The sequence below is a fragment of the Streptomyces antibioticus genome, assembly GCF_002019855.1.
In the GTDB taxonomy this organism is placed as follows: domain Bacteria; phylum Actinomycetota; class Actinomycetes; order Streptomycetales; family Streptomycetaceae; genus Streptomyces; species Streptomyces antibioticus_B.
Map to the genome: position 1 here is coordinate 1,262,278 of NZ_CM007717.1, position 14,348 is coordinate 1,276,625.

At 71.8% G+C, this 14,348-nt stretch carries 11 protein-coding genes; 1 reads left to right on the forward strand and 10 read right to left on the reverse strand.

Annotated features, from left to right (window positions below):
* Positions 1 to 7: 7 nt before the first annotated feature.
* Positions 8 to 871, reverse strand: coding sequence for a winged helix-turn-helix transcriptional regulator (locus AFM16_RS05690; RefSeq protein ID WP_030786639.1), 864 nt, complete (start codon positions 869 to 871; stop codon positions 8 to 10).
* Between the two features lie 92 nt (positions 872 to 963).
* On the opposite strand from AFM16_RS05690, the gene eno reads away from it, so the two are divergent.
* Positions 964 to 2,247: a phosphopyruvate hydratase gene (gene eno / locus AFM16_RS05695; RefSeq protein ID WP_030786636.1), complete on the forward strand. Its 1,284-nt coding sequence runs from the start codon at positions 964 to 966 to the stop codon at positions 2,245 to 2,247.
* On the opposite strand, the gene AFM16_RS05700 is transcribed toward eno, so the two are convergent.
* The 9 genes from AFM16_RS05700 to AFM16_RS05740 form a co-directional block, all read right to left on the reverse strand.
* Entirely contained in the window at positions 2,211 to 3,062 is an 852-nt protein-coding gene (locus AFM16_RS05700) for an ABC transporter ATP-binding protein (RefSeq protein WP_078632640.1), read from the reverse strand. The two genes, eno and AFM16_RS05700, sit on opposite strands and share 37 nt — an antisense overlap.
* A 5-nt stretch (positions 3,063 to 3,067) precedes the next feature.
* Positions 3,068 to 4,033 (reverse strand): FecCD family ABC transporter permease, encoded by a 966-nt coding sequence (locus AFM16_RS05705; protein ID WP_078632641.1) that lies wholly within the window; start codon positions 4,031 to 4,033, stop codon positions 3,068 to 3,070.
* A gap of 56 nt (positions 4,034 to 4,089) precedes the next feature.
* A complete protein-coding gene (locus tag AFM16_RS05710; RefSeq protein WP_078632642.1) occupies positions 4,090 to 5,148 on the reverse strand; it encodes an ABC transporter substrate-binding protein in 1,059 nt (352 codons plus the stop codon).
* Positions 5,149 to 5,174: 26 nt separating this feature from the next.
* Positions 5,175 to 9,452 carry a thioester reductase domain-containing protein gene (locus tag AFM16_RS05715; protein WP_078632643.1) on the reverse strand — a complete coding sequence of 1,426 codons (4,278 nt, stop codon included), beginning with the start codon at positions 9,450 to 9,452 and terminating at the stop codon, positions 5,175 to 5,177.
* Positions 9,439 to 9,756 carry a phosphopantetheine attachment domain protein gene (locus tag AFM16_RS05720; RefSeq protein WP_245177648.1) on the reverse strand — a complete coding sequence of 106 codons (318 nt, stop codon included), beginning with the start codon at positions 9,754 to 9,756 and terminating at the stop codon, positions 9,439 to 9,441. The genes AFM16_RS05715 and AFM16_RS05720 overlap by 14 nt, the downstream gene beginning before the upstream one ends.
* 65 nt (positions 9,757 to 9,821) lie before the next feature.
* Positions 9,822 to 11,378, reverse strand: a complete 1,557-nt coding sequence (scoC, locus tag AFM16_RS05725; RefSeq protein ID WP_078632644.1) for a fatty acid-ACP ligase ScoC — start codon at positions 11,376 to 11,378, stop codon at positions 9,822 to 9,824.
* A gap of 27 nt (positions 11,379 to 11,405) precedes the next feature.
* Positions 11,406 to 11,942, reverse strand: a complete 537-nt coding sequence (scoD, locus tag AFM16_RS05730) for a (2E)-enoyl-ACP glycyltransferase (protein WP_051780453.1) — start codon at positions 11,940 to 11,942, stop codon at positions 11,406 to 11,408.
* Complete coding sequence (gene scoE / locus AFM16_RS05735; protein ID WP_030786610.1) at positions 11,939 to 12,829, reverse strand: (3R)-3-[(carboxymethyl)amino]fatty acid oxygenase/decarboxylase; 891 nt, start codon at positions 12,827 to 12,829, stop codon at positions 11,939 to 11,941. Before scoE ends, scoD begins: the two co-directional genes overlap by 4 nt.
* A gap of 76 nt (positions 12,830 to 12,905) precedes the next feature.
* Positions 12,906 to 14,282, reverse strand: a complete 1,377-nt coding sequence (locus AFM16_RS05740; protein WP_030786609.1) for an MFS transporter — start codon at positions 14,280 to 14,282, stop codon at positions 12,906 to 12,908.
* Positions 14,283 to 14,348 lie beyond the last annotated feature (66 nt).

The window sequence follows — 14,348 nt, forward strand, 5'->3', positions numbered from 1 at the left end:
TGAGTGGTCATGCGGTCCTGGCGCAGTCCACCGCCAGGCGCAGGCTCTCTGTCACCGCCTCCGGGATGTCGGTGACCGGGAACAGCGTGTGTCGTACGGTCCGTTCCGCGTCGAGGATCAGGATGAGGCGCTTGTGACGCGGACGGCCCGCGCCGTGGAAGGTCGGGAGTCTCAGAGTCGCGGCGAGGTGGTGGGCGGCGTCGGAGAGGAGGGGGTACGGGATGGCCTCGGCTCGGGCGAACTCGGCTTGCTCGTCCCATAGTTGAGTGCTGATACCTCGTACCTCCACGCCCGCCTCCCGGAAGTCGGGCCACGCCTCGCGGAACAGGCGGTTCTCCAGAGTGCAGCCCGCCGCTCCGGGGATGTCTCCCCACTCGATTCCGGTGCCGGGGTAGGTGAACAGCACGGTCGCTGCGGCGTCAGGGGCCACGACGGGCAGGTCAGGGCCCTGGGTGCTGGGGAGTTGGAGGTCGGCGGGGAGCCGGGTGCCGGTCAGGGCGTGGACTCGGGCGTGTTCGGCGCCGTCCTCGGTGGCCGTCGCGGTGAGGGTGCCGTCGCCGAGGACCCAGCGGTCGCCCCAGTCCTGCATGGCGACCAGCAGCGGCAGCAGGGCGAGCCCGGAATCGGTGAGCAGGTACTCGTAGCGCACCGGCCGCCGCTGATACAGGCTGCGCCGCAGCACGCCGTGCGCGACGAGGCGTCCCAGTCGCTCGGTGAGGACGTTGCGGGAGAGGCCGATCTCGGCGGCCAGCGCGTCGAAACGGACGTGTCCGCGGGCGATCTCCCGCAGCACCAGGACGTTCCACCAGTCCCCCATGACGACGGCTGCCTGTGCGATGCCGCAGGTCTTGTCGGCGTTGTGCTTCCTCATGCGCCCATAGTAGGTTCTTTTTCAGGACTCACTTTGTTTCCATCTGGAACTAATCGCCCGCCGTTCCGCGGGCCCAGCATGAGGAGCCGCACGTGACCGCCATCAACCGGGTCGTCGCACGGGAGATCATCGACAGCCGGGGCAATCCGACCGTAGAGGTCGACGTAGAACTCAAGGACGGCTCGCTGGGCCGCGCGGCCGTCCCGTCGGGCGCCTCCACCGGCGCCCGCGAGGCCGTCGAGCTGCGCGACGGCGACCCGGCCCGCTTCCACGGCAAGGGAGTCCGGCGGGCCGTGGACGCGGTGAACGAGTCCATCGCGGACGCCGTGATCGGCCTCGACGCCGAGAACCAGGCGGCCGTCGACCGCACGATGATCGAACTCGACGGCACGGACACCAAGTCCCGGCTCGGCGCCAACGCGCTGCTGGGTGTCTCGCTGGCCACCGCCAAGGCCGCGGCCGCCGCCCACCGGCTGCCGCTGTACCGGTACGTCGGCGGGGTCGACGCCCGGCTGCTGCCGGTGCCGATGATGAACATCGTCAACGGCGGTGCCCACGCCGACAATCCGCTGGACTTCCAGGAGTTCATGATCGCGCCGATCGGTGCGGCGAACTTCGCCGACGCCGTCCGGATGGGCTCGGAGGTCTTCCACACCCTGCGCGCCACGCTCCTCGCCGCCGGCCACAACGTCAACGTCGGCGACGAGGGCGGCTTCGCGCCCGACCTGCGCACCGCCGACGAGGCCCTGGAGTTCGTCGTACGCGCCATCGAGCAGGCCGGCTACAAGCCGGGCACCGACATCACCCTGGTCATGGACCCGGCCAGCTCGGAGTTCTTCCGCGACGGCGTCTACGACTACACCGGCGAGGGCGTCCGCCGCACCCCCGCCGAACACGCCGACCACCTCGCCACGCTCGTCGACCGCTACCCGGTCGCCTCCATCGAGGACCCGATGGCGGAGGACGACCACGACGGCTGGCGCGAGCTGACCGCCCGGCTCGGCGCGCGCTGCCAGCTCACCGGCGACGACGTGTTCTGCACCAACGAGACCCTCCTGCGCGCCGGGATCAAGGACGGCGTCGCCAACTCGATCCTGGTGAAGGTCAACCAGATCGGCACCCTGACGGAGACGCTGGCCACGGTGGCGACCGCGCACCGCGCCGGCTACACCGTCGTCATGTCCCACCGCTCCGGCGAGACCGAGGACACCACCATCGCCGACCTCGCCGTCGCCACCGGCTGCGGGCAGATCAAGACCGGCTCCCTCTCCCGCGCCGACCGCACCGCCAAGTACAACCAACTCGTGCGCATCGAGGAGGAATTGGGCGAGCAGGCTCGCTACGCCGGGCGTGCGGCTCTCGGGCTGCGTCGCTGACGGCGGGACCCGTCCGTCGCCGGAACCGACTCGCTCTCCTCCCCGGTGAGGGGGCGGGCCCCGTAGGTGATGCGGACGACTCCGTCGGAGTGGCGGGCGGTGGTGGCGTGGACGCCGAAGACGTCGGCGAGCAGGGCCGGGGTGAGGACCTTCAGGACCGGGCCCGCCGCCGCCACGGTGCCGTCGTGCAGAACGACCAGGTGGTCGCAGAGGCGGGCGGCGAGATCGAGGTCGTGCAGAACGGCGAGCGTGGTGACGCCGGTGGTGCGGATCAGGTCCAGGAGTTCGAACCGGGCCCGGATGTCGAGGTGGTTGGTCAGTTCGTCCAGGACGAGAAGTTCGGGGCGCTGGGCCAACGCCCGCGCCAGAAGGACGCGTTGGCGTTCGCCTCCGGACAGGGAGGTGTAGTCGCGGTCCGCGAAGGGCCGTACGCCGCAGCGGTCGATCGCGTCGGAGACGGCCTCGTGGTCCTCGGGACCGTCCCGGCCGAGCAGCCCGTGGTGGGGAGAACGGCCGAGGGCGACGATCTCCCCCACGGTCAGGCCGGTGGTGTTGCCCCCGGCGTCCTGGAGGACGGCCGCCGTACGGCGCGCCGCGGCCCGGGCGGACAGCTCCCACACGTCGTCCTCCCCCACCCTGACCACTCCGCCCGCCGGGCGCAGCGAGCGGTAGACGGTGCGCAACAGGGTGGACTTTCCGCTGCCGTTGGGGCCGACGAGTCCGACGATGTCGCCCGCGCGGGCTTCGAGGCTCACGTCGCGCAGGATCGGGGTGCGGTCCAGCGTGACATGGAGCCGGTCGACGATGAGTTTCATGGGTTTCAGTCCAGGCCCTTGTCGCGGCGCAGCAGCCACAGGAAGAAGGGGGCGCCGAGCAGCGCGGTGAGAATGCCCAGCGGCAGTTCGTTGGGGCGGGTGAGCGTGCGGGAGAGCAGGTCGACGAGGACGAGGTAGACGGCGCCCAACAGGGCGGTCAGGGGCAGCAGTCGGCGGTGGTCGGCGCCGGTGGTCAGCCGTACCAGGTGCGGGATCATCAGACCGACGAAGCCGATGCCGCCCGCGACCGCGATGACCGTGCCGGTCAGCAGCGCGCTGAGGACCAGCAGGACGGCACGCAGCCGGTTGACGTCGACGCCGAGCGCGGTGGCCGACTCGTCACCGGCCAGCAGCACGTTGAGGCGGCGGCCGAACAGGGTCAGCAGCGCGGTCGTCAGGAGCACCACGACGGTGACGGTGGGCAGTTGATCCCAGCGGGCGCCCGCGACACTGCCCAGCATCCAGAACATCACCGTCCGCAGTTCGGTCGGGGTCGCCTGGAGCTGGACGTAACTGGTCGCGGAGAGGAAGACGTAGCCGACGGCGACACCCGCGAGGACCAGCCGGGTCGGGGCCAGCCGCCCCCGGCGCCGCCCCAGCGCGAAGACCAGGGCACCGGCGGCCACCGCGCCGAGGAACGCCGCCGCCGGCACCCCGAGCCCGGCGAGGGCCACGCCCCCGCCGAGGGTGATGACCAGGACCGCGCCGAGTGTCGCGCCGTAGGAGAAGCCCAACACGACCGGATCGGCAAGGGGGTTGGACACGACCGTCTGGAGGACCGCTCCGGTGACGGCGAGGCCCGCGCCCGCCAGCGCCGCCAGAACCACCCTGGGGGTGCGGAAGTTCCACACGATCTGGTCGAGCGCCGGGTCGGAGGGAACCGGCCCCGCGCCGGTCACGTGGTGGAGGACGATCCCCCACACGTCGGAGACCGGGATGTTCACCGCACCGACGCTGATCGCCACGATCATGGTCGCGATCAGCGCGAGGGGGAGGACGGTGAACGCCAGCGGGACCTTGAGGCGGGTCAGACGGCGTCCGGGTGCAGCATCTTCGCGATCTTCCGCACGGCCAGGTCGTTGCTCGGGCCGAGGTACATCGAATCGGACAGCGTCACGTACGCGTTGTTCCTGGCGGCCGGCCACTGGGGGAACTCCTTGAGCAGCTTCTTGGCGTACGCCGCCGGGTCGGGGTCGTTGTAGCCGATGACGACGAGGGCGTCCACGTCCGTCGCGGCCACCTTCTCCTTGCTCAGGTCGGCGAAGGACGTCTCGGAGGCGTTCTCGAAGGCGTTGGTGCCGCCCGCCTTGGCGAGGATGTCGTTGTAGATGCCCTTGGCGACGACCGAGCTGAAGTCGTTGCCGCCCATGGTCATGTTGGAGAAGAGCACCATGACGTTCGGCTTCCTCTCGCCCTTCACCTTCTCCGCGACGGCCGCGATGCTCTTCTCGGACGCGGCGATCAACTGCTCCGCCTTGTCGCTGACGCCGAAGACCTTGCCCATGTCGCGCAGGAGCTGGTAGCTGTCGGCGACGGTCATCCTGGACGTGTCCTGGTCGCAGCCCTGCGGGGAGACGTAGCTGTTCGCGCCGACGTCCTCGAGCTGGTCGCGGGTGGCGAAGCCGTTCTTCTCGTCGAAGCCGTACGAGGTGGTGGACAGGACGAGGTCCGGGCGCAGGCCGAGCATGGCCTCCCGGGGGATGTCGTAGGCGTCGTTGAGGGTGACGTCACCGGTGGGCAGCTTCTTGATGGCGGCGGCCCGGCCCGGCACCTCCGACATCCCGTACGTCTGCTGGTTGGCGACGATCCGGTCCCCGAGGCCGAGGGCGAGCAGGGTGGACACCTCGGCGACCGACGCGCCGTTCATGACGACGACCCGGCCGGGGGGCTCCTTGAAGGTCACCGTGCGGCCGCAGTTGTCGAGGGTCACGGGGTAGCCGGGCTTCGAGGCGTCGGCCGCGGCCTCGGTGCTCCGGCCGCTCGCCTTGCCGTCGGACGACGACGAGCCGCCTCCGCATGCCGTGGCGAGCAGACAGACGGTTGCGGCCAGGGCGGCGGCGGTGACGACCGGCCGGTGGCTGGACATGTGGGCTCCTTGCCTGAGAAATGAACTCATTTGCTGATGTGCTCTGTTGCAGTAGTCGGGGTGAAGTGGCCTTGAGTTCCCGGTTGTTGCGCGCTGGTTCGGGGGCGGCGGGGGGCGGGGAGCATTCCGGCCCGCACGCAGTGGTCCAAGGAGCGGAAGAAGAGGGCGCGGTCGACGGGTGGGCAGGTGATGCCGGTGCCTTCAAGGCCGGTGCGCACGCGGTCGGCGCGGATGTGGCCGAGGGTGAGATCGGTCTCGGCGTCCGTGGAGTCGAGGAAGGCGAGCGTCGTGGCCGCCGCGTCGGACGTACGGGGCATCCTCGCCCGCCAGTGCCGTGGCGGCAGCGGCCGTACGGGATAGCCGTACTCCCGCACCCAGTCGTGGACGTCCGCGAGCCGTACGCGGGGCAGGGTCGCGTGGTTGAACACCGGGCCCGTCGATGTCAGGTCCGAGTGCAGGGACAGGTGGACGACGGAGCCCGCGACGAAGTCGACCAGTGTCCAGACCTCGTCCTCGAAGAGCTGCGGGACGATGCCCTCGGGTATGCCCGCGCGCAGCACGCTCCACAGGAAGTCCCGCTCGTTGACGTGCCCCGTACGGGACGGCCCGACCACGCGGCCCAACCGGTGGACGGTGACGGGGAGTCCGCGTTCCGCCGCCTGTTCCAGGAGCCGTTCGGAGGCCCACTTGGACTGCTGGTAGCCGTGGCGCAGTTGCTCGTGGGGCGGAAGGAACGCCTCAGGCACCTCCGGGCGTTGGCATGCGGACGGGGCCACGGAGAGGGTGGAGATGTAGTGCAGCGGTGTCGGGTTCACGGCCGCCAGGCGCAGGAGTTGGCGCGTGGACTCGGTGTTGGCGGCGCGCAGGGTGGCGTAGTCGCGCAGGATGCTGACGCTCGCGGCGTTGTGGAAGATCGCGTCACAGGTCGCGGCGAGGTCGGCCGAAGTCCCCTGGGGCAGGCCGAGATCGGGAAGGGCGAGGTCGGCGGGCAGGGCCGTCAGGCGGGCCGAGGCGCCGGCGTCGAGCGTGATGCCGTGATGCCGTAGGGCCTCGCGGAGGCGGGCGTCGGCCGCGGTGACGCTCGGCGCGCGGACCGTGCAGACGATCTCGGCCTCCGTGTCGGCCAGCAGCCGCGCCAGCAGATGCCTGCCTACGAAGCCGGTGGCACCGGTGAGCAGGATGCGGCGCGGGGCGGAGGCGGGCCGGGCGGCGCGGCTGGTGCCGGGGCGGATGCCCGGGTCGAGTCGGGCGTCGGTGAGGAAGGCCGCGGGGCTCGGACTGTCATCCGCGCCGCCGTCCCTCAGAAAGCCCGCCAGCGCGGCAGCCGTCGGGTGCTGGAAGAGCCAGGCGACCTTCACGTCCCGGCCGAGTGCCACGCCGAGCCGGTTGGCGGCCTGGATCACCTGGAGGGACTGTGCGCCCAGGTCGAACACGTCGTCGTCCACGCCGACGGTGTCCGTGCCGAGGATCGCGCGCCAGATGCCGGTGACCGTCCGCTCCAGCGGGCTCCCCGCCGAGGGCGTCCGGCGGGGGCGCGGTGCGGTGAGCGCGGCCCGGTCGATCTTGCCCGTGCCGGTACGGGGCAGCCGGTCCACGAACGCGACGGCGGAGGGGATCAGCGCGGCGGGCAGCCTCGCCCGCAGGTGCTCCCTCACCTCGGCTGGGGACGGCACCGGGGTCGACGCCACGAGGTGTGCGACCAGTCGCCGGGTGCCGTCCGGGAGCACCTGTCCGGCGACCGCCGCCTCCCGGATCCCGGGATGGGTGAGCAGCGCGCTCTCGACCTCGGCGGGCTGCACCCGATGTCCGCTGATCTTGAACTCGCTGTCCGCCCGGCCGAGATAACGCAGTTGTCCGTCCTCGCCGATGCGGACCAGGTCACCGGTGCGGTAGGCGCGTGGGCCGTCCGGCAGGGCGGTGAGCGGGGCGAAGCGCGCGCTGTCCGGCACCTCCGGCCGATAGCCGTCGGCCAGGGTCGGGCCGAGCAGGTACAGCTCGCCGTCGACCACCGCCGCGCTCGTGCCGGGCAGGGGCAGTCCGATGGGGACGTCTCCGGCGGCGAGGCCGGGGGCGTGCAGGTCGGCGACGGTGGCGACCACGGTGGCCTCGGTCGGGCCGTAGGTGTTCAGCAGTGCGACCGAGGGACCGACGGCGGCCCGCCAGCGCTCGACCCGTTCGGGCAAGGCCGGTTCGCCGCCGATGATGACGGTCCGCACGTCCCGGGGCAGGGTGGCGGCGCCCGTCGAGACGGCGTAGGCGACCTCGTGCCAGTAGGCGGTGGGCAGGTCGAGGACGGTGATCCGTGACCGTGCGCAGGCGTCGAGGAAGCGCGGGACCGACTCCGTCATGTCGTCGGTCCTGATCACCAGGGTGGCCCCGGCGCACAGGGTCAGGAAGATCTCCTCCACGCTGGTGTCGAAGTGCAGGGGCGCGAAGTGCAGGACGCGGTCCTCGCGGCGCAGTCCGTAGCGGTGCGTGGCCGCGGCGACGAAGTGGGCCAGCGCGGCATGGCCGACCGCCACCCCCTTCGGCCGTCCGGTCGAGCCGGAGGTGTGCAGGACGTACGCGAGGTCGGTGGGTCCGGGCGGTGTGGGGGTGTCGGCGGACGCGAAGGGCCGCCCTTGCAGCGGAAACACGGTGTGGTCCGCGGCATCGGCCGCCAGCCGGGCCGTACGTGAGTCCACGGGGCGGTACGCCGCGCCGGACATCAGCACACCGAGGACGGTCGTGACGGCGTCGGCGCCCCGGGGCAGGTCGACCGCCACGACGTCGCCCCGGCCGACGCCCCGCGCCGCCAGGCCGCGAGCGATGTCCGCCGCCGCGTCGCGGAGTTGGGCGTAGGTGAGCGTGTTTCCGGCGTGCTCGACGGCGATGGCGCCACCCCGGTGGGCCGCGTGGTCGGCGATCAGGCTCAGGACCGGGCGGGCGGGTGCGGGCAGCGGGCCGCCGTCCAGGACGGTTACGGCCCGCGGGGCCCGGGGCTCGCCGAGCGGGCGGTCCGGGTCGGTGAGGGCCTCCGTCAGCAGGCCGAGCAGGCCGTCCCGGAAGGCGGCGGTCTCTGTCTCCGTGTACAGCTCGGGGTGGGCGTCGACGGCGACGCGCAGGCCGGTGCCGTCGCCGCGGTCGTAGACGTTGACCGCGAGGTCGTCGACAGGTCCCGCCGACACGTTGTGGACGGTGCTGGGATGCCCGGCGAAGGTCAGGTCGTAGGCGAACGGCATGAGGTTCACGGCCGTTCCGGACAGTCTGCGCCCGCCGCCCACGCGTTTCAGGTCCCGGCGCAACTGCTCGTAGCGGTACCGCTGATGGGGCAGCGCGGAGCGCAGTTCGCGCGTGACGCGGTGGGCGAGGACGCGCAGGCTGTCGTCGGGGGTGACGGGTACGCGCAGGGGCAGGATGTTGCGCACCGTGGCGGGCACCCGCAGGGCGGTCGAGCCGAGGCGGCCCGTCACCGGCACGCCCAGGACGATCTCCGGTGCGCGGGTGAGCCGGTGGAGTCGGGCGACGGTCACCGCGAGCAGCACCTCCGACCAGGTCACGGACAACTCGGCCGCGACCGAGCGCAGTTGTCGGACGGCGGCCGGGGCGAGGTCGGTGACCTGGCGGTGGAACGTGCGGGCGGGCAGGGCGGATCGGCCCGCCGGGGTGACCACCGGCGGGTGGTCGGCGTAGCGGTCGGTCCAGTAGGCGCGGTCCGCGGTGTGGCGGGCGGAGTCGCGGTAGGCGCGCTCCTCGGCGAGTACGGCGTCCAGGGTGCCGAAGCCGCTCTCCGGTACGGGTTCGCCGGCCATGAGGGCGGTGTAGACCTGGGCGACGCGCCGGGCCACCAGGGAGAGGCCGAAGCCGTCCAGGGCGATGTGGTGGACGCGGTGGTACCAGAGGAACTCCCGTGGTGCGGTGCGCAGAAGGGCGTGGCCGAAGACCGGGCCGCGGGTGAGGTCGACGGGGCGGGCCATGTCCTGGTCCATCCAGGCCAGGGCGGCGGCGTGCGGGTCGGGTGCGGCGGTCAGGTCGGCGATGTGGGTGCGCCAGGCGTCGGCCGGGGTGGTGATCTGCCGGGGGCGGCCGGTGTCGTCGGTGTGGAACGTGACGTTGAGCGCCTCGGTCTCGGCGACGACGTGGTGCAGGGCCCGGTCGAAGACGGCCGGATCCAGAGGGCCGGTGATCCGCAGGTATTCGGCGGTGTTGTACGCCGGGCTGCCGGTGTCGAGTTGCTGGCCGGCCCAGATGCCTTCCTGGGCGGCCAGCAGCGGACGGTTCAGGGACGCTGGTGTGGTCGGGCCGCTGTGGTCAGGCGTCCGCACCGTCCACCCCTCGGGTGCGTTCGGTCAGGAGCTGCCACCACTGGGCGAAGGAGGTGCGCTCGGCGAGTTCGACGTAGGTGACGTCGGCGCCCGTCGCCCGCCAGCGTTCCAGCAGGGTGGCGATGCGCAGCGAGTCCAGGCCCGCGTCCAACGGGCTGTCTTCCAGGTCGACTTCGCCGGGCTCCAGGAACAGGCACTCCGCGAGGTCGACGCGGAAGCGGTCCAGGGTGAGGGGTTCGGGCGTGAGAGGTTCGGGCGTGAGAGGTTCGGGCGTGAGGTGTTCGGGCGTGAGGGGTTCGGGCATGAGGGCGCTCTCTCGGTGACGCGTCGAGTGATGTGGCGGGGAGATCAGTTGGTGTGGCGGGGAGGTCAGTTGACCTTGCGTGCGGTGTCGGCCCAGAAGCGGTCGCGCAGTTCGCGGCGGAGGATCTTGCCGCTGGGGTTGCGCGGGACATGGTCGGTGAACTCGTAGGCGGCGGGCAGCTTGAAGGCCGCGAGGCGTGGGACGAGGAAGGTGTGCAGGTCGCGGGGGCTCGGCCGGGTTCCCGGCGCCGGGACGACGAAGGCGTGCACCTTCTCGCCCCAGCGCTCGTCGGGGATCCCGACCACGACCGCCTCGCGCACCGCGGGGTGGTGTTCGAGGACGTTCTCGATCTCGGCGGGGTAGACGTTCTCCCCGGCGACGAGGATGACGTCCTTGATGCGGTCGTGGATGAAGAGGTGGCCGTCCTCGTCCAGGTAGCCGGCGTCACCGGTGTGGATCCAGCCGTCGACGAGCGTCTGTGCCGTCTTGTCGGGCAGTCCCCAGTACGCGACCATCCGGGCGGGGGTGTGCAGGCAGACCTCGCCGACCGTGCCCGGGGGCAGTGCGCGGCCCTGGTCGTCGATCACCTTGGCCCGCACCCCCGGGTAGGGGCGCCCTGCGGCCTGCATGAGGGCCCCGCCGGGGACATGGGCGGCCGGGGGGAGACAGACGGCGGTGTTGCCGGTCTCGGTGAGCCCGTAGATCTGGGCGAACTCGCAGTCCAGGACGGCGATGCTCTCCTCCAGCAGGGCCTCCGAGATCGGGGAGCCGCCGTAGACCGTCTTGCGCAGGGTGGTGAAGTCCTGGGCGCCGACTCCGGGTTCGGTGAGCATCATGCGCAGCATGGCCGGGACCACGCAGGCGGTCGTGACGCCGAGGTCCCGGATGAGGTCGACGGCCTGACGGGCGGCGAAGGCGCGCATCACCACGACCGTCGTACCGGCGTTGAGGTTCTGGGTGGCCCACCACAGGCCGCCGACGTGGAATCCGGGGATGCCGACGAGCGCGATGTCACCGGCCCGCCAGTCGATCCAGTCCAGTCCCTCGCTCGCGAGTGCGTCACGGATCGCGAAGAAGCTGCGGTGGGCGAGCACGACGCCCTTGGGCAGCCCGGTGGTGCCACTGGTGTAGAGCTGGGCGACCGGAGTGTCGGGGTCGGCCTCGAACTCCGGGTCACCGTCGGGGTGTTCGGCACACCAGGCCGCGATCGCGCCGACCGGGACGACGGTGTGCGGTGCCGCGGTCGGCATGTTTTGCACGATCGTCGCGAACTCCTCCTCCAGGAACAGCAGTCGGGTGCCGGAGTCCCGGAGGATGTGGCTCACCTCGGTTGCGGTGAGCCGCCAGTTGACCGGGACCAGCACGGTGCCGGTCTTGGCGCAGGCGAAGAGTGCCTCGTAGTAGTGCTCGGACTCCTTGCCCAGGTAGGCCACCCGGTCGCCCTCGCCGAGTCCTGCGGCCCGCAGGGCGTGCGCGAGCCGGTTGCTCGCGCGGTGCAGGTCCCCGTAGGTGAGGGTGCGGTTCTCGCAGATCAGCGCCGGGGCGTCCGGCTGCCGGGCGGCGTGGAAGCGGGTGGTGTGGGCGAGGGTGGTCGGTTCGGGGTGGTGGAGCGGCGTCTCCATCGGGCGGCCTTTCTTGCTCACGGCGGGTCAGGGGACGTTGACGAACGCGAGGGTCACCTCGCCGTCGCACCGGCCGCCCCGGGCGTCCTGGAAGCGGAACGCGGTCCGGGCGTGCAGGAAGGGGCTGCCGGATCCGCCGGGGGCACGTCGGGTCACGGAGCGGAACTCCATCTCCCCGGTGAAGTCACGGGGGTCGACGGGCCTGCGGAAGCTGGACGAGAAGCGGGCGATGAGGATGTCCGGGAGCTGGTGGCGCCAGAAGTCTTCTAGGGTCCAGTCCTCGAAGCCGGTCAGCAGCCGTTCCCGGACGGACTTGGCGACCAGGTAGTACATCAACTGGTTGTAGGCGATGTTGACCTCGACCGAGTTCAGATGGCCGGTGTCGTCGATGTAGCAGGACTCCTGGATCGCGAACACGGCCTGCGCGCGGGCGAGTCCGTCGGGAAGGGGCGTGACGTCGGCCGACTTCAGGTACGTGCAGTGGGGCTTGTAGGGCGCCAGGACTCCGGTCAGGAGTTCCTCGTCGGTGGGGTACACCCTCAGGGCGGGGGCGGGGCTGGTCACGCGGCACGCATCCCCTCGTACAGCCCGCGCTCGTCGTGGACGGTGACGCGGTGGGAGACGGCCGGCTCCGGGGTGGTGGTGTGCCGGGCCCGGTGGACGAGGCTGCGGTTGTCCCAGATCAGCAGGTCGCCCTTCTCGAAGGTCTGGAGGTGGATGCCCTCGTGCGTGAAGGTGGCGTCGAGCTGGCCGGTGGCCTCGAAGAGGCGCTCGAGGAGTTCCTCGTCGAGCGGTTCGCCGTTCTCGTCCTCGATGCCGACGGTGAAGCCCTCGCTGAGGTAGAGGACGGTCTCGCCGGTCATGGGGTGGGTGAAGGTGGTGGGCTGGACCACGGGCGGGGTTCTGGTCTCGACCTCCTCGATGACCTCGGAGATCGGGCGGTAGACGTCGTGCGGGCGGATCTTGAAGTACTTGCGCACGGAGTGCCGGCAGCGCGTCCCGGCGATCTCCTTCTTCAGCTCCTCGGGCAGCCGCTCGTACGCCGCGCCCATGTCGATGAAGTAGGTGCCGCGGTTCTGCGCCGGGACGACCTGCGGGTGGATCAGGGTGAGGCCGAAGGGGTCCGGCATGAACTGGTAGTCGGCGTGCCAGAACCTGCCCGTCTTCGGCACGCCGATCTGCCGCCCGTTCTCCGGGACGTTGGAGGAGACGAAGATCTCCGGGACCTCGGGGTGCTGGTACATCGGCTCGTAGTAGGTCTCGGGGCGGCCGAGGCGCCGGCCGAGGGCCAGGAACTGTTCGGGGGTGAGGTGCTGGCCCTTCAGGACGGCGATCTTCTTCGTGTAGACGGCCTCCTTGAGGGTGCGGATGTCCGCCGCGGAGGCGGTGGTGTGGTCGAAGCCCTCGACGGTGACGCCGAGTGGGGCGCCGGGCTGGTCCTCGATGTGCATGACTGCGGTTCCTCTCGTGGGGTTCGGGGTGCCGCCGGGCAGGGCTGTGCTCCTGGTGGGGCGGGAAAGCGGGCGGCTAGGCGGCGGTGAGCGCCGTTCTGCGCAAGGTCAAGGTGAGCGGTGCGCCACAGGCGAGGCCCGCCGCCACCGCGAACACGGCGGCGCGGATTCCTGTCAACAGGGCGCCGTCCGGGGGCCCGTGGGCTCCGGCGCCGGACGACAGCGCGACCAGCAGCGCGAGTCCGACCGCGCCGCCCACCTGGAGGGAGGTGGAGGCCATGCCGGAGGCGACTCCCTGGTCCCGGGCGGGGACTCCGGAGGCGGCGGCGATCCACATGCCGGTCCAGGCGGCGCCCTGGCCGAGTCCCAGCAGCACGATCCCGGGCAGCAGCAGGGGGTACGAGCCGTCCCCGGTGAGGGCGAGCCCGAGCGCGGCGGCTCCCGCGGCGCCCAGGGCCATGCCGCCTGCCAGCATGCGCCGTACGCCGATCCTGGCGACGGCCCGTTCGCCGGCCTGGGTGCCCAGCGCGGTCACCACCGCGGGGACCAGGAACGCCAGGCCGGTCGCGAACGCGCCGTGACCGCGCACGTTCTGGAAGTAGAGGGTCATGAAATACGGCAGCGAGCCGAAGGTGGCGCTGTAGAGGGCGGTGACCGCCATCGCGGCGATCAGCCCCCGGTGCGCGAACAGCCGCGCCGGTACCAGCGGATCGCGCGAGCGGGTCTCGACGACCGCGAAGACCGTCAGCAGGGTGACCGCGAGGCCCGCGCCGAGCAGGGTGGACGGGGCGGTCCAGCCCGCCTGCGGGGCGTGCACCAGCACGAACACGAGGAGCGTGATCCCGCCGGTGGCGGCCAGCGCGCCGGTGACGTCGAAGCGCCGGGTGTGGGTGGGCGGGCCGTCCGCGGGGAAGAGCCGGCTGCCCGCCCATGCCAGCGCCACCGCGATCGGGACGTTGACGAAGAACACCGACGGCCAGCCGAACGCCTCCACGAGCACCCCGCCCAGCAGCGACCCGAAGCACAGGCCGCCGGCGCCCGCGGCGCCCCACACCGCGAGAGCGCGGTTCCGGGCGGGCCCCTCCTCGTAGATCGTGTTGATCAGGGCGAGGGTGGCCGGGAAGAGCAGCGAGCCGCCGATGCCCTGCGCCGCGCGGACGGCGATCAGCACCCCGGCCGACTGGGACAGCCCGCCCACCAGCGAGGACCCCGCGTACACGAGCGTCGCGGCGACGAAGGTCCGGCGCCGGCCCAGCAGATCGGCCGTACGGCCGCCGAGCAGCAGGAAGCCGCCCGTCGTGACGACGTACGCGCTCACCACCCACTGGAGGTCGTGCGGGGAGAAACCGAGTCCGGCGCCTATCTCGGGGAGGGCGACGTAGACGATGTTGTAGTCGAGCGCGATGACCAACTGGGCCAGCGCGAGGACGAGAAGGGTCAGTCGGGCCCTCATGGATCCGCTCCCTCCTCACTCGTCGAAGATCCTGACCGGCGTGCTGCCGAGTCGGTGTCGCAGTAG